Here is a 19,377-nt window from a genome sequence, read left to right on the forward strand (position 1 = left end):
GTGTGGCCGCTCGATGCTGAATCCGGGCTGAAGCGACGGGCGCAGCGGCGCGTCCGCGAAGCGTTTCGAGGGGCAGAACGCTGCGCCCGCCGCACCACGTGAAGGATCCGGCATCCTCATGCCAGACCGGACCGAGAGGACCCGGAGACTCGCAGGAGTCCCCGGGCCCCATGTCTACGTGTGTCAGCCGCGCACGGCCAGTTCGTAGACGCGCGCGATCTTCGCCTCCGTCGTCGAGGCCGAGGGGTTCGTGACCACGAGGCGGATCTGATCGACTCCGCTCACGCCGACCGGAACATCCCGAGCTGCCTGCGTGTTGCCCGTGACCGCGGCCACTTGCTGCCAACCAGCGGAGGTGTGGACCTCGATCGTGAAGTCCACGAGCACGACTCCCGTCCCGCCGCTGTAGCCGCTGTAGACGCCGACGGACGAGACATCCTGGGCCGCCGCGAGCGTCACGGTCGCCGTCGGTGTCGTGTCGCCGATCGCCGAGATCCAGCGGCCGGCATCGGTGCAATCGCCGTCGGTGAGGTTGTCGCCCGTGAACGTCTGGTATACCGAGGACACCTGCACGCTCGCGCCGACGGCGTCGTGCGTCTGGCACGGCGACACGTTCGGTTCGCCAGCGAGCCAGGACTTGATGAACTGACCCTGATACTCGCCGCCCATCAGGTTCCAGTCGTAGTCGAACATCTGCGGCTTCCAGAAGTTGTCGAGGATCCACGCCTGCCATCCGATCCACGGATGCGCGTCCACGTACTCGCGGAACGGAACGCCCCAGTTGGACGTCGTGCCGCGCGTGACGGCGTCGGAGAACTCGCCTTCGGGGTTCCAGCCGAACTCGGTGATCACGACAGGGACCTGATCGGCGGCATTTCCGAACTTCGCGTCGAGCAGCGCCGCGGTCGGCGAGCCCTGGTTGGGGTAGATGTGATAGACGTACGCCAGGTTGTCGTCCTCGACGGGGTTCGTGGTCGCGCCGTTGAGCATGGTGCTCCACTGCGGCGAGCCCATCAGGAGCAGCGTGTCGGGAGCGGCCGTCCGGAGGGAATCCACGACGGGCTGGATGTAGTTCTTCCACGTGTTCCAGTCGGCCGGGTTGATGGGTTCGTTGAACACCTCGAAGATGACGTTCGACGTGCCGCCGTATATCGGCGCGATGTAATCCCAGAACCGCTTGACCATCGACTGCGGGACCGCACCCGCCGTGTCACCGTAATCCCGCACGAGGTGCAGGTCGATGATGATGTAGATGCCGAGATCGACGGCCTGCTGGACGTACGGCGCGATGTACTGCGCATCGTACGCGGCGAGATCCGTCGTGGAGCTGATCTCGGTGACGGGTAGACGCACCACGTCAGAGTTCCAGCCGGCCCCGGCATCCGCCGCCAGGTCGATGAGCTCAGACGTGGGGCGGGAATTGCAGTACTCGCACACGTCGTTCTGCTCCGGTGCGAGGACGGAGACTCCCTGGAGCGTGACGCCGTTGCCGTTCGCGTCGCGGATCCAATTGCCGTCCACCTGAAGAGCCGGAGCACTCCCGATGGGGGCTGCCGTGGCCGTCGCCGGCACCGCCGCGAGCGCGAGCACCGTCGCGACGAGGCCGGTCAGCGCGAACGCGACCCGGCGAGATCGATGTGGTCTGAACATTGTTCTCCCTCTCATCCGTCCGCCGCCTCGTTGCGGCGCACGAGTCCCGGTCTCAGCGGACCGGGACGTCCTGGGCATCCACCGGATCCGGCTTCCAGTGGTGCGTGCGCACCTCTTCCGACCACTGCAGCGTCACGCCGAGACGGTCGGAGAGGAGCCGCCGGTAGTCGTCACGCAGGTCGGCATCCGCACGCACGGCACGCGGCGGGCAGCCGCGCTCGAGCGCGAACGACGCCAGCGCCCCCACGGCCTCGCCGATGGCCCACTCCACCGGATGCAGCCGGTAGCAGCCGTTCGTGATGTGCGTCGAGCCGATGTTCTTCGCCGCCGGCAGCAGATTTTCCACCCTCACCGGCAGGAGTGCGCCGAGCGGAATCTGGAACGGGTACGCCTCGATGTCGACGTACGTGCGTCCCGACGTGCTCGGGTGCAGGTCGATGCGGTAGTGACCGATCCCGACGCTGTCAGCGAAGATCTCGCTGCCGACTCCGGGGCCGCGCGCCTCGACCCCCACGTGCTGTTCGAGCACGCGGAACTCCGTGATCGCTCGGCGCGCTTCGCGGATGTACGGCGTCTTGGCGAAGCCGTCGTCGGTGCCCGTCACGTCGCCGCGCAGGCGCAGCCCTCGGTAGCCGGTTCCGCCATCCTCTCGGGGTGCCTCGGTCTGCATCCAGTAGAGAAAGGATGCCGAGAGCTCACGGCTGGCCGCGAGCGCGCGCGCGGCGGCATCCTCGTCGACGCCGAGGACCGGCGCCTCCCAGTAGTCGATCTGCGGCCAGTTGACGATGGTGACATCCGAGTCGATCGTGCCCTCGCGGAAGTTCTCCGCAGCGAGGATCCGACGGAAGCGCCAGAGATCGAACGGCATGTCGGGGGTCGGGCGCAGGTGGAAGAGCGGGCGCGTGTGCACCCGCAGGCTGATCGGATCCACGTCGGTCCAGGACAGCTGCGGGCCGGGCCAGAACGGAGACACGTGCGTGCGCCAGTGCTCGTAACGCGCCGGGCGATCACCCACGTGGTCCTCTCCGGGGCGATGTTCGAGCGCGAAGCACCAGGAGATCGCCTGCTGATCGAGCGGGTTCGCCGTCTCCGGGGCGTGCAGCTCCCCTGTGTCGTCGCGACCCTCCGCGCCGATCACGTGCTCCACGTCGCCGAGCGCCAGCAACTCACCGAGTTCCGTCGCGTCGACGACGATCGGGGCGGAGAGCTCGCGCTCGGTGCCGTCGGCGCGACGGACGGTCACCGATCGCACGTGGTCTCCGTCCATTTCGACCGCGACAGGACGATATCGCAGAAGCACCTCGAGCCGGCCGGATGCGACCCAGGGCGCCAGCATCTCCTCGATCACCGCGAGGGCGACGCGCGGCTCATGGCACAGCCGGCTCACGACGCCCAGTCCCGGGTTGAGGATGGGGGCCGCCGCGGCCGCGGACGTGAGCGGATAGTTCCGCCGGTAGTAGTCGCGGACGCGGCGGCGGAACTCGGCGTAGCCGGGGCTCGTGGAGGGTTCGTCGATCCACGCATTCTCGTCCGGAGGCACGGCCTGACTCGTCAGCTGGCCGCCGAGCCAGTCGGTCTCCTCCGTGAGGACCACGCGGCGTCCGAGGCGGACGGCGGCGAGAGCGGCGGCGACGCCGCCGATGCCGCCGCCGACGACGAGGAGGTCGGGCGCGACCGGGGTCATCGTTCGTCTCCCTCCGCCGTCGTGGGCGCGACAGCGGTCGGCACCGCGCCGCGCGGCCCGGTGATCGTCTCGCCCGGCATCACCGTGCATGCGACGAGCACGCTCTCCCGCGGGGCATCCGGATCGTCGACCATCTCGATGAGCCGCTCGACCGCGATCCGTCCGATCTCCTTGCGCGGGATGCGCAGGTCGTCCCAGCGCACACCGGCACCGGAGGTGTCCTCGAGGACGGCGACGGACACATCGTCCGGAATCGACAGTCCGCGAGCGACCAGCTGCCCGCGGAGCGTCTCCGCGATCCGTTCGCTCTCCACCACGGCAGCGGTCACGGTGCCGTCGACGAAGCCCTCGATGACGGCATCGGAGAGCCCGCTCTCGTCATAGAGGAACCCGGGGGAGACATCACGGATGCCGAGCTCGGTCACCGCGGTCCGGTAGCCGTCGCGACGGTCCTCATACGGCTCGCCCTCGATCGACTCGCGGATGAAGGCGAAGGACCGGTGCCCGTGGTCGTGCAGCCGACGGACGATCTCGGCGGATGCCCGCCGATAGTCCGGGATGATGCACGGGAACGGGGCGCCGAGCACCTCGCGCCGGCCGATGTGGACGAAGGGGTAGCCCTCGTGCCAGAGCCGCGCGAGCTCGTCGCGATCGGGAGACATGCCGAGCAGCACGCTGCCGTCGGCGATCGTGAGTCGGTTGGTCTCGTCGCGGTAGATCTTCCGCGCACCGCCGCCGTCGCCCGTCGAGCTGAACAGCACGAGGTCGTGACGAGTCTCCTCCGCGCGCTCCTCGATGCCGAGGAGGAACTCGAAGTAGAAGCTCTCGCGGGCGTTGGGGAACAGCGCCTCGAACGTGTGCACGCCGAGCAGCTGCGTGCGCTTTCCGCGGAGGTTCCGCGCGATCGGGTTCGGCACGTAGCCGAGCGTCGCGATGGCATCGAGCACGCGACGGCGCGTCTCCTCGGGGATCCGCGAATCCGCATCTCCGCTGATCACGCGGGACACCGCCGACTGAGAGACCCCGGCGAGCGCCGCGACATCCGATTGCCTGGCCGCGCGCTGGCGTCCGTTGGTGCTGGTCATCGGGGTTCCTCCGTCAGTTTTCGTGTGATGCGTTCCGTCATCGTGGCGTGGGCGAGTTCATCGGCTCGTCCCTCGTCGTGCAACCAGCAGTCGGCCCATCGGCCGTCGGCCAGCTGCGCGCGGGGAGGGGGAGTCGTGCGGCACTTCTCCATCGCGAAGGGGCATCGCGGATGGAACCGGCATCCCGGCGGCGGGTCGATGAGACTCGGCGGCTCGCCGAGCTCGTCGGCGGCCCCGAAGATGTCGTCGCGATCCGTGGCCGTGGTCCGGTGCGGATCCGGCGACGACTCGACGAGCAGCTTCGTGTACGGATGCTGCGGATCGGAGATGACGGCATCCTTCGGACCCGCCTCCACCATCTGGCCCGCGTACATCACGACGATGTCGTCGCACAGATAGCGCGCACTCGCGATGTCGTGCGTGATGTACAGGAGCGCGAGGCCGTCCTCGCGTCGCAGCTTGTCGAGCAGATTGAGCATCTCGAGTCGGATGGACACGTCGAGCATCGAAATGGGCTCATCGCCGAGCAGCACGCGCGGTTCGACCGCGAGCGCCCTGGCGATGACGACCCTCTGGCGCTGGCCACCGGAGAGCTCGTGCGGGAACTTGTCGAGGTAGTCGCTCGCCGGCGTGAGGCTCACGCGCTCGAGGAGGCTCGCCAGGCGGCGATCGACCTCCGTCCTGCCGAGGCGACCGTGATGCAGACGCACCGCTCGTTCGAGGTTGTGACGCACCCGGTGGAGCGGGTTGAGGGACCCGAAGGGATCCTGGAAGATGAGCTGCACCGCCTTCCGGTACGACTTCGGCACCGTCGACCTGCGGATGCCGTCTCCGGCGACGGTCACGCCGTCGAGGCGGATCTGCCCGGAGGTCGGCTCGTAGAAGCGGGCCAGGAGGCGCGCGAGCGTCGTCTTCCCGCTTCCGCTCTCCCCGACGACGGCGGTGATGCGGCCCGGCTCGAGTCGGATGCTGGCGCCTTCCACGGCGCGCACGACGGAGGAGTCGCCGACGGAGTTCGCGACGGCGAAGTGCTTCGCCACGTCGACGGCTTCGAGCACCGGTTCGGTCATCGGACGAGCTCCTCATCGTGGAGATGGCAGGCGACCGAGCGGTCGTCGCGCGGGGTCAGAAGGGGAAGATGCTCGTGGCATCGCTCCATCACCGCCGGGCAGCGCGGTGCGAAGGGGCACCCCGAGGGAAGGGCCCTGAGATCGGGTGGCGTTCCGGGGATTCCTTCGAGCCGCTCGAGCGGAGCGTGCAACGGGGGGAACGAATCGCGCAGGCCCCGCGTGTACGGGTGCATCGGCGTCCGGTAGAGGTCCTGTGCCGAGGCCAGTTCGACGATCCGTCCGGCATACATCACCGCGATGCGATCGGCGAGTTCGAGCAGCAGCGAGAGATCGTGGGTCACGAACACCACCGCGAAGTCGAACTCGCGACGAAGCCGCAGTACCTGCGCGAGGATCTGCCGCTGCATGACGACGTCGACAGCGGTCGTCGGCTCGTCCATGACCACGAGCTCCGGTCGGCATGCCAGAGCGAGCGCGATCGTCGCGCGCTGGCGCATGCCGCCGGAGAGCTCGTGCGGATAGCTCCTGGCGCGATCCGCGGAGATGCCGACCAGGCCGAGCAGGCGCCTGGCCTCGGCCCATGCGGCCGCGCGGCTCATCGAGCGGTCGTGGACGCGGAGGACGTCGACGAACTGCTCGCCAACGCGCATCACCGGATTGAGTGCGTCCATCGCGCTCTGCAGCACGATCGAGAGACTCGTCCATCGCAGCGACCGCAGCGCGCGCGGCTTGAGCTGCACGAGGTCGATACCAGGCCTGCCGGATTGCGGATGGAACACGATGCGACCACTCGTGGTGACCGCCGGTGGTCGCTGCAGCCGCGTCAGTGCCGTGATGAGGGTGGATTTCCCCGAACCCGACTCGCCGACGACACCGAGGATCTCCCCGCGGCGCAGTTGGAAGGTCACGTCGGTGCAGGCGCGGACCGGTGCCCCGGCGGTCGCGTACTCCACCGAGAGCCCGTCGACGTCGAGCACGATGTCGGATGCCGTCGTGACGGCTGTCCCGCCGTCGCGCATCGTCTGGGTGAACGTCATGTTAGACCCCTTCCGGGACGAGGGCGGCGCGCTGCACGGCGGCCGTGCGCTTCGCCACGCGGCGGGACGCCGAGCGGAGCTTCGGGTTCGCGAGCTCATCCACCCCGAAGTTGATGAGGGCCGCTGCCGTGCCGACGAGTGCGATGCACAGCCCAGGCGGGACGAACCACCACCACAGGCCGCGGAGCACGGCGCTCTGCTGCTGGGCGGCCTGGATCATCGTCCCCCAGCTGATCGCGGACGAGTCGGAGACTCCGAGGAACGCGAGCCCCGCCTCCGCCATGACCGCCCCGATCAGCCCGCCGAGGAACATGGACGCGATCCAGCCGTAGAGGTGGGGCATCACCTCGGTGAAGATGAGGCGGCGGTCGGATTCGCCGAGCATGCGCATGGCCTGCACGAAGTCGCGGTTGCTCACGCTCATGGCCTGGGCGCGCAGGGTGCGAGCGCCCCCGGCCCAGCCGAACACGCCGATGATGAACGCGATCATGACGAGCCCCGTTCCCTGCAGGTAGCCGGCGAGGACGAAGATGAGCGGCAGAACCGGCATCACGAGGAACAGATTGGTCAGGAAGTTCAGGAAGTTCCCCGTGGTGCCGCCGAAGTAGCCTGCGGGGACGCCGATCAGCACGGCGATGGCCGTGCCGATGGTCGCACCGAGGAATCCGACGAACATCGAACCCCGTGCGCCCTCGATCACCTGGGCGAGCACGTCCTGACCGAACTGGGTGGTGCCGAGCGGGTGCTCGGCGCTCGGTGGAGCGGCGATCGCCGAGATGTCGTTGGCACGCGCATCGAGGCCCAGGACGGAGCCGGTGAACCACGGGCCGAACACGGCGAGGAGCACGAAGAACGAGAGCAGGATCACCCCGAAGGCGACCTTGCCGTTGCCGAAGATGTTGTACTTCACGACCTCAGCCCTCCTCTCGGACACGGGGATCGAGCCAGACGTACACGGAATCGGCGATGAGGTTCGCGACGAGCACCGTGAAGGTGACGAGCAGGAAGACTCCCTGCATGACCGGGTAGTCGCGCTTCTGCAGCGCAGAGAAGAGGAGGTACCCGATGCCGGGATAGCTGAACACGATCTCCGTGAGCAGGGCTCCGCCGACCACACCGCCCAGGGCCATCGCGAAGCCCGTGAACTGCGGCAGCATCGCGTTGCGGGCGGCGTAGCGCCAGCGCACCCTGGCGGGGGAGAGGCCCTTCGCCTGAGCGAGGAGGACGTAGTCCTCTCCGACCGTCGTGACCGTCATGTTGCGCATGCCCAGCATCCAGCCGCCGAAGGCGGAGAACACGATCGTTGCTGCGGGCAGCGCACCGTACTGCAGCACGCTCGCGATGAAGGCCGGATCGAACGAGATCGGGATGTTGGGGTCGTAGCCGCCCGCGAGCGGGAACCAGCCGAGGACGAAGCCGAAAGCCCAGAGGGCGAGCAGCGCCACCCAGAAGTACGGGACGGAGGAGAGGAAGGTCGTGAGCGGCGTGACGATCGCGTCGAAGCGGGTGCCGGCGCGCCAGCCCGCAGCGACGCCGAGGGCTGTCCCGAGGATGAACGCCACGACCGTGGTGGTGCCGACCAGCAGCAGTGTCCAGGGGAGGCCCGCCGCCACGAGATCGGCGACGGGCACCGGGAAGTTCACGATGGATACGCCCAGGTCGAAGCGCGCCAGTTGGGCGAGGTACGCCACGTACTGCTCGAACAGGTTGTCGTCCGGGTTGCCGAAGAGGCCCTGGATCGAGACGAGCGTGTCCGGCGGCAGCGACTGCCCGCTCACGCGCTCGAGCTGATCGATGATCGCGGCCGACGGGTCGCCGGGCATCAGACGCGGGATGATGAAGTTGAGCGTGATCGCCGACCACGCGGCCACGAGGTAGAAGCCGAGGCGGCGGAACAGGAACCGTCCGCGCTTGCGCTTCTTCGGCGTGCGTGGAGCCTCGGCGGGCGCGGCGTCGGCCGCGGCCGCCGAGACCTGACCGGCGGTGGTCGTCATGATGCGGGCTCGAGCGAGAGCAGCGTCAGCACCGTGTCCGGGCCGAGGCTCGGGAACGGCACGGCCGTGAAGTCCTCGGGCGTCGGCCAGCCGCTCCAGTTCGACGCGTTCACATCGACGAACCAGTAGGAGTTGTAGAGCGGCGTGAACGGAACCTCGTCGACGACGATCTTCTGCATCTCGAGCGCGAGCGACTTCATCGTCTCCACGTCGGAGGCCTGGGTCATGCCCGTGAGGATCTCGTCGGTCTCCGGATCGTTCCAGCGGCCGATGTTCGTCGCGGCGGACGTGCCGATCGGTTCCGCGTAGCGGCTGTCGAGGAAGCTGTAGACGCCGTACACGCCCGCACCGCCGGTCGTCGCGATCGTGAGATCGAACTCTCCCGTCTTCTGCTGGTCGTAGAGCGTGGCACCTGGGGCCCCGGCCGGCGCCACGGTGATGCCGAGCACCTTCTGCCAGCTGTTGATCATGATGTCCGCGTAGGCGTTCCAACCGAAGTCCTGATTGAAGGAGAGGCGGGGCGTATAGGTCTGGCCATCCTTCACGAGAGCGCCGTCGACCACCTCGTAACCGCTCGCTGCGAGGGCGGCCTTCGCGGCATCCTCGTCGACCTCCTGCACGACCCCGCGGTATTCCGGGGCGATCCACTCCTCGTAGATCTCGTCGACGAGGCCCGTCGGTCCGGCTTCGGTACCGGGGCGGTTGAGGGTCGCGGTGATGTCGGAACGAGGGATCGACAGCGCGAGCGCCTTCCGCAGGTTCGCATCGTCGAAAGGTGCCTGTGCCGTGTTGTACATCATCGAGTACGCACCGCCGGTGGCGTAGAGCTGATAGAGATTCGTCTCCGGGTTCTTCGCCACGAACTCGTCCTCGGCCCCCGGCCAGCCGGTGGGCGCCCAGTCGACGTCTCCCCGCAGCAGTTGCGCCTTCACGGTCTCGCCGTTGGTGGCGAGGATCTTGAAGTACGTCATCGGCATCTCGCCGCCCCAGTACCCGTCGCGCGCCTTGAGCGTGACCTGCTGCGCGGCGAAGGCGTCGAGCGTGAACGGCCCGGTGCCGATCGGTTCGGGGTTCGTCCAGGTCGTGAGGTCCTGCTCCTCCCAGATGTGCTTCGGCACCATCGGAAGCGAGCTCGATGCGAACTGGTTGAGGGCGGCGAAGGAGGGAGAGTCGAAGATGACGGCGACGGTGAGGTCATCGATCTTCTCGACCGAGGTGTAGGTGACGCCCGCGAGGTTGAGCGCCGGGTTCTCGAGCGGGAGCGACAGCGAGTAGGCCGCGTCGTCGGCGTCGAACGGGTCGCCGTCCGAGAACGTCACGTCGTCGCGCAGGCCGATCGTGAGCGTCGTGCCGGAGTCGTCGAAGTCGAGCGATTCCGCGAGCCACGGCTTCACCAGGGCGCCGTCGCTGTAGTCGACGCGCGCGAGGGGCTCGTAGATGAGCTCGGAGTTCGGAGCCTTCTCAGTGGCCGGCCCGAGCACGTTGTAGTTGCGCACGTACGTGGTGCCGCCGTCCGACTTGCCGAACACGATCGTGTCGGTACGAGCGCTCGAGGCCGCTGTCCCGGGCGAGCACGCGCTCATTCCTGCGGCAAGCGCGAGCGCCGTGAGCGCGGCGACGGTGCGTGACGTTCTGGACATTCCTGTCTCCCTTGACTGGATGTGCCCGCCGATGGTCCGGGAATGCTCATACGTATGACCGGTCGGGCGTTGAAGAATTCACATTGCTTCTACGTATGAGCAATACGGTAGCGAGGCCTCCGGAAGGTGTCAAGAGCGGAAGTCGCCTGCCTCGGCCGTCAGCCGATCTCCTGCTCCAGCATCCCCTTCGCCAGACGCCGCGCCGCCTCGAACGGCTGCGGGAAGGTCTCCATGCCGACAGTCACGATCGCGCCCTCATAGAGCAGCATCATCGCCTGCGCCGTCGTCTCTGCATCGGTGACGTCGGCCTCGCGGCACAGTTCGTCGAACAGCTCGAACAGCCACTTCTTCTGGCGAGAGACCTCGGGGAAGACCGGATGCCCATCGTGTCCGTCGCCGATCTCGGCGCGGGCATTGATCGCACTGCATCCCTTCGGGCTGTTCTCATCCGACCAGCTGATCGCCGCATCGAACACGGCGAGGATGCGATCCGGCCCAGGGCTGGGCGCAGCAGCGAGATGCTCGGCGACGTGCGCGCGCCAGCGAGCATCCCGGTGCTGCAGATACGAGACGACGAGCGACTCCTTCGAACCGAATCGGTCGTAGAGCGTCTTCTTCGTGACGCCGGCGGCCTCGGCGATGGTGTCGACGCCCACCGCGTGGATGCCGCGCTCGTAGAAGAGCCGCGAGGCGGCGTCGAGCACGCGGGTGGCACCCGGCGTGAGCGGGGCGAGTTCGGGAACGGTGACGACCATGGACTCGACTATACCAATCTGTATAGTCGAAGCCATGAGTAAACAGATCGGTGTACTTCATGGGGGAGTGACGGCGGCGGCCGCCATCGCCTTCGTCGTGAGCTGGAGTTCCGGGTTCCTCGTTCCAGCGATCGCCGCGGACGACGTCTCGCCGCTGACGCTGCTCGTGTGGCGATTCATACCGCTCGCCGTGGTCCTGCTCGTCGTCGTGGTCTCCACGGGCGCCGCCCGCGGGGTCGCCCATGCGGACGTGCGCCGACAAGCACTCATCGGTTTCTTCGCGCAGTTCGGCTACTGCACCGCGGTGTACGCGGCGATCGCGGAAGGTGTCGCCACCGGCACCACGGCTCTGATCGATGCCGTGCAGCCCCTCGTGGTCGCGATGCTGGTCGGCCCGCTGCTGGGTCTGCGCGTCCGCGGAGCGCAGTGGGGCGGGCTCCTCGTCGGAGCGGTCGGGGTCCTGCTGGTCGTGCGCTCTCAGCTCGATGACTCGACCGCACACCCGGCCTCCTATCTCTGGCCGGCCCTCGCGATGGCATGCCTGATCATCGGAACATTCCTCCAGCGCCGCTCTGCGCCCAGAACCGGGACGCTCCTCACCCTGACCATCCACGTGACCGCGACCGCCGCGGCACTGGTGCTGGTCGCCGCGATCTTCGGCGTCCTGGCGCCGCCGGCATCCACGGCGTTCTGGGCCGCGGCCGGCTTCGCCGCCGCGTTTCCCACCCTCACGGCATACGGACTGTACTGGTGGCTGCTGCGCCGAATCGGCATCACGGCACTGAATGCGCTGCTGTTCCTCGTCGCTCCGACGACCGCGGCCGCGGGAGCGCTCCTGCTCGACGAGCCGCTGACGATCGTGACGCTCCTCGGGTTCGCCCTCTGCGGCGCAGGCGTGGCGATCGTGTTGACGAGCGAGACGCGTGGGACGCGCGAGGCCGGTTCTCCCGCCGCAGCGGCCGGGCGCGCACAATAGGAGGACGATGACGACCGATCGCCTCTCCGTCTCCGTGGTCATACCGGTTCGGAACGACGCACCTCTGCTGGAGGCGTGCCTCCGGGCCCTCGAACAGCAGACCCGTGCGGCGGACGAGATCGTGGTGGTCGACAACGGCAGCACCGACGAGACGACGGCGGTCGCCGAGCGGCATGGCGCACGCGTCGTCACCGAGCCCGTCCCCGGCATTCCTCAGGCCGCATCCGCAGGTTACGACGCGGCGACGGGCGACATCATCGCGAGGCTGGATGCCGATTCCCGACCGGGTCCGCAGTGGATCGAGCGGATCGCACGGTCGTTCGAGGCCCGTGCCGAACTCGACTTCGTCGCGGGGGATCCGCGCTTCTACGGGGCGTGCGCCTCCACCTGCCGCACGAGGCGCCGCTTCGGCGACGACGGGCGCGTCGCAGGGCGCGCGCGGCGGCATCCGCTCGCCGATGACTCAACGGCGAGCGTCGGCGAACAGGTCCAGCAGATCCGCGCTGAGCTGGTGCGGCGTCGTCTCGCTCGGGCTGTGTCCGGTCGGATAGATGCGGAACTCGGCGCCGATGTCGCGCGCGAACCGTTCGTGGGCGGATGGTGGCCACAGATCCCGCGATCCGGCCGCGACGAGCTTCGGCAACGGCAGCCGCCGAAGCCGGTCCCGCAGATCCGGAGACGCCATCATCAGGCCGACGATCTCGTCGACGCTGCGGCGGCTGGTCAGCGCGAACCGAGAGCGCACGAACTGGAGCCGTCGGGGCGGTACGCGATTCTTGTTCGTCACGATGCCCCAGATCATGAGTCCGGCACCGTGCCGCGCGCTCGCGACAGGAGCGATCGGGCCCAGCCACCGCATTCGTGCGAAGACGTTGCCCGAGCCCGGCGGCGTGCTCAGCAGCGTGAGGGAGAGCAGCAGCTCCGGTCGGCGGACAGCGACGAGTTGAGCGATCGTACCCGCGAATGAATAGCCCAGAAGATGGGCGGGGCCTCCCGCCTCGAGGAAAGCGACCAGATCGTCGATGAAGAGCTGATACGTGTAGGTCGAACCCTCGCCGGCGAGGTGCGACTGGTACTGACCGGCGAGGTCGAACGACTGCACGAAGTAGCCGGCCCGGGCCAGGATCGGCAGCATCAGCGCGAAGTCCTCTTTGGAGCCCGTCGCGCCGGGCACCAGGACGACGCGCGGCTGCGTCGGATCGCCCAGTGATACGACTGCCAACTCACCGCTCGGCGCGCGGAACCGTGACAGCACCGATCCGGAGGGAGGGATCGTCCAGTCGATGTCGCCGAGGGCGGCATCCAGGGCGGCAGCGGAGACCGATGCGCCCCTGTTCCGAGATCCTGTCGACACGATCACAAAATAGCTGCCGAACGTGCATCGGGGGAGCTCCGGATGGGTGAGTCACACGGAATCGGATAAGTCGGACGCACCGGCGACGGCAGCCACGACATCCTGCCGGTGCCGCCTACGTTTCCGTGCCGCGATGCGGCGATCGGCCTGCACGGGTGCCGAGGAATCGACGGCGACGGCGGCTCTTCGGCCTCTCTTCCTCCTGCGCCCTGGCCTCTTCCGCTCGACGGCGGGCCTCCTCGGCTCTGGTCGTCCGACGAGCGGCCCAGGCGGACACCGCGGCCTCGACGTCGCGCGGCATGGTGATCAGTGGCGGCCCTGCGGGGAGTTGATAGCGCGCCTGGATGACCCGTTCGTTGAACTGCTCCACCTCATGGCGGACGGCGGGCTCGTTCGAGAGCTGATCGAGTTCGGCGTCCAGCGCGGCATCGTCCTTGCGGAGCTGGATGGACGGCGGCAGCATGACGATCTGCTCCCGTCGCATGAGGCTCTTCAGCCACCAATCCGGGTCATGGTGGTCAGGCAGATCGAGCGGCTCGCCGCTGCCGGGCAGGTCGTCGAACTCCCCGCGTTCGATGGCCTTGCGTATCTGCATATCGGCGATCAGCGCGATCGCCACCTCGGGGTCGAAGGCGAAAGCAGCGGGGTTGTAGAAGGAGAGAGGGGGTCTCGATTCCGGGAATGTCATCGGCCTCACGTCCGTCCGCACGTTTTCGGTCAAGTGTATTGTTTAAATCGTACGGGAACGAGGAGGCAGTGTGCCCAAGCAGGTCGACCATGCCGAGCGACGCGAGTCCATCGCGCAAGCGCTGTGGTCGATCACCGATCGGCACGGGTGGGCGAAGGCGACCATGCGCGAAGTCGCCCGCGAGGCCGGCGTCTCACTGGGCCAGCTGCAGCACTACTTCTCCTCCCGCGCCGAGATGCTGACCTTCGCCGTGGATCTCGCCGCCGACCAGACCTCTCAGCGGGTCGCGCAGGCCATCGCCTCACTGGAACAGCCCCCGCATCCTCGCGACGTGCTGCGAGTGGTGCTCATCGCGATGCTCCCGCTCCGCCCGGACGCCACGGCGGCGAGCCGTATGCATGCGGCCTACGTGCTCGAAGCGCTGCATGACACAGCGCTGCACGAGCAGGTCGCCGTCGGATTGCGCGAAGGCCGGGCCATGGTCGAACGCCTCATTCGGCAGGCGATCAGCAAAGGTCAGATCGCAGCGGACCGCGATCCAGAGGTCGAAACCGACCTCGTTCTCGCCCTGACCGGCTTCGCACCGCTTCTCGAGCTCGACGTCATCGCACCGGAAGCGGCACTCGCCGCCATCGACCATCATCTGGAGCGGCTCTTCCGCCCCGTGCCGTGACGGCTACTGCAGGCCTCAGCGCCCCGCATCCTCGATCCCGGCGCGCATCGCCGCCGTAACCTCGGCGGCGCCCGCGAACGACTCGCCCTCCAGCCCGTCGATGACCCCGAGCCGGTCGACTTCGCTGCGGTTCTGCGAGAGCTTCGCCTTTCCCTCGATCTTCGTGACACTGATCTCGATGCCCACGATCCCCGGCAGCTGCTCGTCGATGAAGTCCGCAGGCGCATCGGTGATCGCCCACGGCTGCGCGCGCTCGGACTCGTGCATCTCGGTCAGGTCGGCGACGGCATCCCGCAACCACTCGGCATCCGTGTGGACGACCGCCGTTCCGCTGAGGTGGACGGCGGAGTAGTTCCACGTCGGGACGACCTTGCCATGCTCCGCCTTGGACGCGTACCAGCTCGGGCTGATGTAAGCCTCGGGTCCCGCCACGATCAGCAGCGCCGGGGCGGCATCCGGCAAGGTCCGCCACTGCCGGTTCGCGCGGGCCATGTGCGCGATCACCGTGTCGCCTCGCCAGATGATCGGCAGCAGCGTCGCCACGGGCACGCCATCGGCATCCGCGGTCACGAACCACGCCGTGCGCGCGGCTGCGACCATCGCCCGGATCTCATCCTCATCGGGCACGTGGTTGAACCGCGGCGTGTACATGGACCCAGAGTAACGAGCCTCCGCCACGCGATTGCCCGGATGAGGTACCGTCACCCCATGGGCACACTTCACTATGGCGCGTCGGCTGACGCCATCCACATTGAGGACCGCGCCCTCGCGCACCTCAAGGTCGTCATCGCGACGAAACTGCGCAGGCAGGAGTCCTTCACGCTGTCCTGGCGTCATCCCGACGGCGAGCCGGTCGGCCGTTCCACGATCTGGATCCATCCGTCGATACCGCTGCGGTTCACCTTCGAAGAACCGGAGCCTCCGGAGCTCAATGCGAAGTGGATCGAGGCGCTCATGCACTCCCTGAACTCCACGGGTGGCATCACCCTGGTCGACGAGGTCCTCGACGCGCCGGACGCCTGAGATCTCAGTGCGTCTACGGCAGATCCTCGACCTCGATCGTGTCCTCGTCCGCATCCTCCTCGGCAGGGGAGGTATCGTCCGGATCCGGGCGGGCATCTGTCGTGGGGATATCCGGATCGAAGCCGTCGGCATTCACGCGGCGCTCGTCGTCCGGTAGAGCATTCGGGTCGGACATCATCTTCTCCCATCGTCGTTCCGGCCAGCGTGATCCTCTTCGCGGATGCGTTCACACCCGTTGACAGCGACCCGCTGCGACGGGAGAATCGCCGGCCCGGCGAGCCCTCGCCGTGACGTATGACGGCTGTGGAGCCGACGGCGTTGCCCCTGGCGCACGCCGGTCGGCGAGCGTAGCGTGCGGATATGGGTCGACTCATCTATGACGGCGAGCATCGTCCGATCGTCCTGGACGATCGCACCCTCGCGCACCTGAAAGTCGTCGTGACGACCAAGCTTCGTCGCCACGAGGGCTTCACGATGTCCTGGCGGCATCCGGACAACCAGCCTCGGGGCAGATCGACGATCTGGTTGCATCCGTCGATCCCGCTGAAGTTCATCTTCGACGCTCCCGAACCCCCGGAGCTGAACCAGCGGTGGATTCAGGATCTGATGGACTCGGCGAACTCCTCTGGCGGCATCGCGCTCGTGGACGAAGTCATCGACGGCCCGCAGTAGGTGCTCCGCTGACCGGCAGGGAAGGGATCCAGCACCGCACACGCCTCCGGTAGTCCTCGAACGCCGCGCCGAACCGACGCGCGAGATCCGCCTCCTCGTGCGGACGGATCAGGAAGTTCCACACCAGCGATCCGCAGAGCGCGCAGAGCACGACCAGCCACGATCCCAGCAGCATCCCGACCGCGACGCCCTGGGCGATGCCGGCGAGCGCCATGGGGTTGCGTACGAATCGGTACGGCCCCGAGATCACGAGCCGATGGGGCATCGCCGACGGCAACGGCGTGCCGTCGCCGCGCTTCGACATCGTCACCGCTGACCAGAGTCCCAAAGCGCTCATGGCGATCAGGAGGACGGCTCCGACGATCCGCACCGGTGGCCCGACCTCGAGCGTCAGAACCCAACGGTGCTCCACCGCGGCGATCACAGCCGGCAGGACGACGAGGAACAGCCCCCAGAACACGATGATCTGCGCGAACGTGCGACCGAGATGCGAGCCGCGCTCCGGAGCCGTCCGGAAGCGGAACGGCCCGGTCAGCAGCCATTCGCTGGGCAGGCGCCCCCTCAGCACCAGCAGACCTGCAACGCCGCTGCCACCCGCCGCGGCGATCATGAGCAGGGCACCCCATCCTGCGGATCCCGCGATCGTCGCGTACCCGGCCATGCCAGCCGCTACGAGAATCGTCCAGGACATGACGATCCATACCGCCCACCGCAGGCCGCACGCGGCGAGCGCGGAGGCGATCACGAACAACGGGAGGTCGAGCATCGCCACGAGCACCGGGTCGAGCGTTCCGAGCGTCGCTGTGCGGATCGTGGGGCTGGCCCCGACCATGATCCACCAGACCGCTCCGGCGACTGCCTGCAGTGCGAAATAGGTGCGCCCGGTGCGCGCCGTCGGATGGATCACGTCCTCATTCTGCCGGGTCGATGGAGATGCGCCGCTCCCATCGTGAGCCGGACGTGGACCCTCTCCGATCAGACCGCCGCGCGATCGCGGCGGGACTGACGCACCCGAAGCACGATCCACACCACGGCGGCGATCACGACGACCGCGATCACCAGCTTCTGGAAGATGCCGGCATAGTCCTCGACGATGTGCCAGTTCGCGCCGAGGAGATAGCCGGCCATCACGAAGATCGTGTTCCAGATGGCGCTTCCCGCCGCGGTCAGCAGCGTGAAGCGCAGCAGCGGCATCCGTTCGATGCCGGCCGGAATCGAGATGAGGCTGCGGAAGATCGGGATCATCCGGCCGAAGAACACCGCTTTCGAACCGTGTCTGAGGAACCAGGATTCGGCTCGTTCGACGTCCTCGACCTTGATCAGCGGCATCCGCTCCGCGATCGCGAACAGCCGTCGTCTGCCCAGCCACGCGCCGAGGCCGTACAGGGCCAGAGCGCCGACGATCGAGCCGACGGTCGTCCAGATCAGCACGGACACCAGACTGAGCGAGCCCTGGTGCGCCGTGAAGCCGGCCAGGGGAAGGATGATCTCGCTCGGCAGCGGAGGGAACAGGTTCTCCAGGGCGATCGCGAGACCGGCTCCCGGTCCACCCAGCGTCTCCATCAGGGAGATCGCCCAGGCGGCGATGGCGTTGAGATTCTCGGCGCTCGACGTCATGGCATCCACGCTAGGCGAGCGAAGCTGAAGGATCGCGCAGAGCGTCCCGACCGCCGGATAGGATGGCCGCGGCTCGCTCGAGCCCACCCGTACCAACCACGAAAGATCGGACCCTTCTCGATGAGCAGCGACGCTCGCCCGCGCACCATCCTCTTCTTCGGCGACAGCATCACGGATGCCGGACGACGAAACGACCCGGAGCAGCTCGGTGACGGGTACGTCCGGCTGATCGCGGCGCGCCTCGCCGATGCACGTCCCGATCTGCGCGTCGTGAACCGGGGGATCGGCGGGGACCGCACGGGCGATCTGATCGCGCGCCTCGATGTCGACTGCATCGATGAGAACCCGGATGTCGTCAGCATCCTGATCGGAATCAACGACGTCTGGCGCCGCTACGACGACGACGACGCCACCAGCGCCGAGCAGTTCGAGGCCAACCTGCGCACCATCCTGACAGCGATCCGCGAACGCACCGACGCGGCCATCGTGATCCTCGAGCCGTTCCTTCTCCCGGTGACGGACAAGCTGCGGTTCCGTGAGGACCTCGACCCGAAGATCGAGATCGAACGACGTCTTGCCGACGAGTTCGGTGCGACGTTCGTCCCGCTGGATGCCGTGCTCGCTGCCGCCGCGCAGACCGATGGGCCGGAGAGCATCGCCGGCGACGGCATCCACCCGACGGCGGACGGCCATCGCATCGTCGCGGAGACCTGGCTGGCCGGGGCGGGCGAGCTGCTCCGCGACTGATGCGCTCTTCCGCTCTCGTCGCGGGCGCGGCATCCTGGAAGCAGGAGGAGACGAGCCCGGAGCGGAGGATGCGATGAGCGATCCGAAGAATTCCATCGACGATGACACGCCGCTGCCCGATCGCTGGGATCAGGAGCGCGACCTGCGAGCCGATCCGGATGACGTGGAGGAGCCGCTCGGCGATGCGCTCCCGGATGCCGCGGGTGTCGACGCTGATTTCGCCGACGTGTTCGAGCAGTCGCTCGACGTGCCCGACGAGGAGCGCCGCGAAGACGACGACTGACCGAGTGCGCCGCACAGGCGAAGTTCCTAGAGTGGTGTCATGGACAGAACCCTCGTGCTGGCGGCTTCGGCGCCCATCCCCGTCGGTCACCGCGTCGAGGTGGCGGAGCAGCTCGACCTCGCGAGCGGGACGAGCACGGTCGTCGCGATCACGGATCTCGAGAGCGGGGTGCGCTATCAGCGCGCTGAAGAGCCGTCCGGCGAGCTGTCGGTCTGGCAGGGCAAGGTGCTCACCACGACCATCACTGCGACCGCGGACGGTCCGCGGACGGCCGTGAAGGTCGATGCGGTCCGGTCGGCCGCGTTCGATGCCGACGTCGCGCTGCGCGGAGCGGATGCCGCGGTGGACGCCGCGAAGGACGAAGCCGTCCGGTGGGGATCGGACCCGTTTCCCGAGAAGGAGCCCGACCGCTTCTGGTGAGGTCGGTCG

General features: G+C 68.0%; 22 protein-coding genes and 1 pseudogene. 8 read left to right on the plus strand and 15 right to left on the minus strand.

What is annotated here, in order from left to right; all coding sequences use genetic code 11:
- Positions 1-183: 183 nt before the first annotated feature.
- From M2317_RS16475 to M2317_RS16515, 9 genes are all read right to left on the minus strand, one after another.
- The gene (locus tag M2317_RS16475) at positions 184-1,650 is read right to left on the minus strand and encodes a glycoside hydrolase family 5 protein (RefSeq protein ID WP_429462017.1); all 1,467 of its coding nucleotides are present in this window, start codon (positions 1,648-1,650) and stop codon (positions 184-186) included.
- Positions 1,651-1,702: 52 nt separating this feature from the next.
- Positions 1,703-3,334 carry an FAD-dependent oxidoreductase gene (locus M2317_RS16480; protein WP_429462019.1) on the minus strand — a complete coding sequence of 544 codons (1,632 nt, stop codon included), beginning with the start codon at positions 3,332-3,334 and terminating at the stop codon, positions 1,703-1,705.
- Entirely contained in the window at positions 3,331-4,419 is a 1,089-nt protein-coding gene (locus M2317_RS16485; protein WP_429462021.1) for a LacI family DNA-binding transcriptional regulator, read from the minus strand. The genes M2317_RS16480 and M2317_RS16485 overlap by 4 nt, the downstream gene beginning before the upstream one ends.
- Positions 4,416-5,489: an ABC transporter ATP-binding protein gene (locus M2317_RS16490; RefSeq protein WP_429462023.1), complete on the minus strand. Its 1,074-nt coding sequence runs from the start codon at positions 5,487-5,489 to the stop codon at positions 4,416-4,418. Before M2317_RS16490 ends, M2317_RS16485 begins: the two co-directional genes overlap by 4 nt.
- Complete coding sequence (locus M2317_RS16495; RefSeq protein ID WP_429462025.1) at positions 5,486-6,526, minus strand: ABC transporter ATP-binding protein; 1,041 nt, start codon at positions 6,524-6,526, stop codon at positions 5,486-5,488. The genes M2317_RS16490 and M2317_RS16495 overlap by 4 nt, the downstream gene beginning before the upstream one ends.
- A gap of 1 nt (position 6,527) precedes the next feature.
- The gene (locus M2317_RS16500; protein ID WP_429462027.1) at positions 6,528-7,436 is read right to left on the minus strand and encodes an ABC transporter permease; all 909 of its coding nucleotides are present in this window, start codon (positions 7,434-7,436) and stop codon (positions 6,528-6,530) included.
- Positions 7,437-7,440: 4 nt separating this feature from the next.
- The gene (locus M2317_RS16505; protein ID WP_429462029.1) at positions 7,441-8,520 is read right to left on the minus strand and encodes an ABC transporter permease; all 1,080 of its coding nucleotides are present in this window, start codon (positions 8,518-8,520) and stop codon (positions 7,441-7,443) included.
- Complete coding sequence (locus M2317_RS16510; protein WP_429462031.1) at positions 8,517-10,160, minus strand: ABC transporter substrate-binding protein; 1,644 nt, start codon at positions 10,158-10,160, stop codon at positions 8,517-8,519. Before M2317_RS16510 ends, M2317_RS16505 begins: the two co-directional genes overlap by 4 nt.
- A gap of 158 nt (positions 10,161-10,318) precedes the next feature.
- Positions 10,319-10,915 (minus strand): TetR/AcrR family transcriptional regulator, encoded by a 597-nt coding sequence (locus tag M2317_RS16515; protein WP_429462033.1) that lies wholly within the window; start codon positions 10,913-10,915, stop codon positions 10,319-10,321.
- 34 nt (positions 10,916-10,949) lie between these two features.
- Between M2317_RS16515 and M2317_RS16520 the strand changes: the two genes are divergently transcribed.
- Complete coding sequence (locus tag M2317_RS16520) at positions 10,950-11,891, plus strand: DMT family transporter (protein ID WP_429462035.1); 942 nt, start codon at positions 10,950-10,952, stop codon at positions 11,889-11,891.
- A 7-nt stretch (positions 11,892-11,898) separates the two neighbouring features.
- Positions 11,899-12,234: pseudogene (locus M2317_RS16525) on the plus strand (glycosyltransferase family A protein); the annotation flags it as partial.
- 120 nt (positions 12,235-12,354) lie between these two features.
- Here the strand turns inward: M2317_RS16525 and M2317_RS16530 are convergent.
- Together M2317_RS16530 and M2317_RS16535 are read right to left on the minus strand one after the other, a co-directional pair.
- The gene (locus M2317_RS16530) at positions 12,355-13,251 is read right to left on the minus strand and encodes an alpha/beta fold hydrolase (RefSeq protein ID WP_429462037.1); all 897 of its coding nucleotides are present in this window, start codon (positions 13,249-13,251) and stop codon (positions 12,355-12,357) included.
- Positions 13,252-13,360: 109 nt separating this feature from the next.
- A complete protein-coding gene (locus M2317_RS16535; RefSeq protein WP_429462039.1) occupies positions 13,361-13,933 on the minus strand; it encodes a DUF1992 domain-containing protein in 573 nt (190 codons plus the stop codon).
- 70 nt (positions 13,934-14,003) lie between these two features.
- Between M2317_RS16535 and M2317_RS16540 the strand changes: the two genes are divergently transcribed.
- On the plus strand, positions 14,004-14,606 hold the full coding sequence (locus M2317_RS16540; protein WP_429462040.1) for a TetR/AcrR family transcriptional regulator: 603 nt from the start codon (positions 14,004-14,006) through the stop codon (positions 14,604-14,606).
- 15 nt (positions 14,607-14,621) lie between these two features.
- On the opposite strand, the gene M2317_RS16545 is transcribed toward M2317_RS16540, so the two are convergent.
- On the minus strand, positions 14,622-15,257 hold the full coding sequence (locus M2317_RS16545; protein ID WP_429462042.1) for an FMN-binding negative transcriptional regulator: 636 nt from the start codon (positions 15,255-15,257) through the stop codon (positions 14,622-14,624).
- A gap of 57 nt (positions 15,258-15,314) precedes the next feature.
- Here M2317_RS16545 and M2317_RS16550 point away from each other — a divergent pair, with 57 nt between their 5' ends.
- On the plus strand, positions 15,315-15,629 hold the full coding sequence (locus tag M2317_RS16550; protein ID WP_429462044.1) for a hypothetical protein: 315 nt from the start codon (positions 15,315-15,317) through the stop codon (positions 15,627-15,629).
- A 13-nt stretch (positions 15,630-15,642) separates the two neighbouring features.
- On the opposite strand, the gene M2317_RS16555 is transcribed toward M2317_RS16550, so the two are convergent.
- Positions 15,643-15,804 carry a hypothetical protein gene (locus tag M2317_RS16555; RefSeq protein WP_429462046.1) on the minus strand — a complete coding sequence of 54 codons (162 nt, stop codon included), beginning with the start codon at positions 15,802-15,804 and terminating at the stop codon, positions 15,643-15,645.
- 185 nt (positions 15,805-15,989) lie between these two features.
- On the opposite strand from M2317_RS16555, the gene M2317_RS16560 reads away from it, so the two are divergent.
- A complete protein-coding gene (locus M2317_RS16560; protein ID WP_429462048.1) occupies positions 15,990-16,301 on the plus strand; it encodes a hypothetical protein in 312 nt (103 codons plus the stop codon).
- Here the strand turns inward: M2317_RS16560 and M2317_RS16565 are convergent.
- On the minus strand, positions 16,282-17,208 hold the full coding sequence (locus M2317_RS16565) for a methyltransferase family protein (protein WP_429462050.1): 927 nt from the start codon (positions 17,206-17,208) through the stop codon (positions 16,282-16,284). The genes M2317_RS16560 and M2317_RS16565 overlap by 20 nt on opposite strands.
- A gap of 68 nt (positions 17,209-17,276) precedes the next feature.
- Positions 17,277-17,918, minus strand: coding sequence for a DedA family protein (locus tag M2317_RS16570; RefSeq protein ID WP_429462052.1), 642 nt, complete (start codon positions 17,916-17,918; stop codon positions 17,277-17,279).
- A gap of 120 nt (positions 17,919-18,038) precedes the next feature.
- On the opposite strand from M2317_RS16570, the gene M2317_RS16575 reads away from it, so the two are divergent.
- The 3 genes from M2317_RS16575 to M2317_RS16585 all read left to right on the plus strand — a co-directional run bounded on the left by M2317_RS16575 (position 18,039) and on the right by M2317_RS16585 (position 19,368).
- Positions 18,039-18,665 carry an SGNH/GDSL hydrolase family protein gene (locus tag M2317_RS16575; RefSeq protein WP_429462054.1) on the plus strand — a complete coding sequence of 209 codons (627 nt, stop codon included), beginning with the start codon at positions 18,039-18,041 and terminating at the stop codon, positions 18,663-18,665.
- Between the two features lie 73 nt (positions 18,666-18,738).
- Positions 18,739-18,948 carry a hypothetical protein gene (locus M2317_RS16580; RefSeq protein ID WP_429462056.1) on the plus strand — a complete coding sequence of 70 codons (210 nt, stop codon included), beginning with the start codon at positions 18,739-18,741 and terminating at the stop codon, positions 18,946-18,948.
- 39 nt (positions 18,949-18,987) lie between these two features.
- Positions 18,988-19,368 carry a hypothetical protein gene (locus M2317_RS16585; protein ID WP_429462058.1) on the plus strand — a complete coding sequence of 127 codons (381 nt, stop codon included), beginning with the start codon at positions 18,988-18,990 and terminating at the stop codon, positions 19,366-19,368.
- Positions 19,369-19,377 lie beyond the last annotated feature (9 nt).

The sequence above is a fragment of the Microbacterium sp. ZKA21 genome (assembly GCF_050434165.1).
GTDB lineage: Bacteria > Actinomycetota > Actinomycetes > Actinomycetales > Microbacteriaceae > Microbacterium.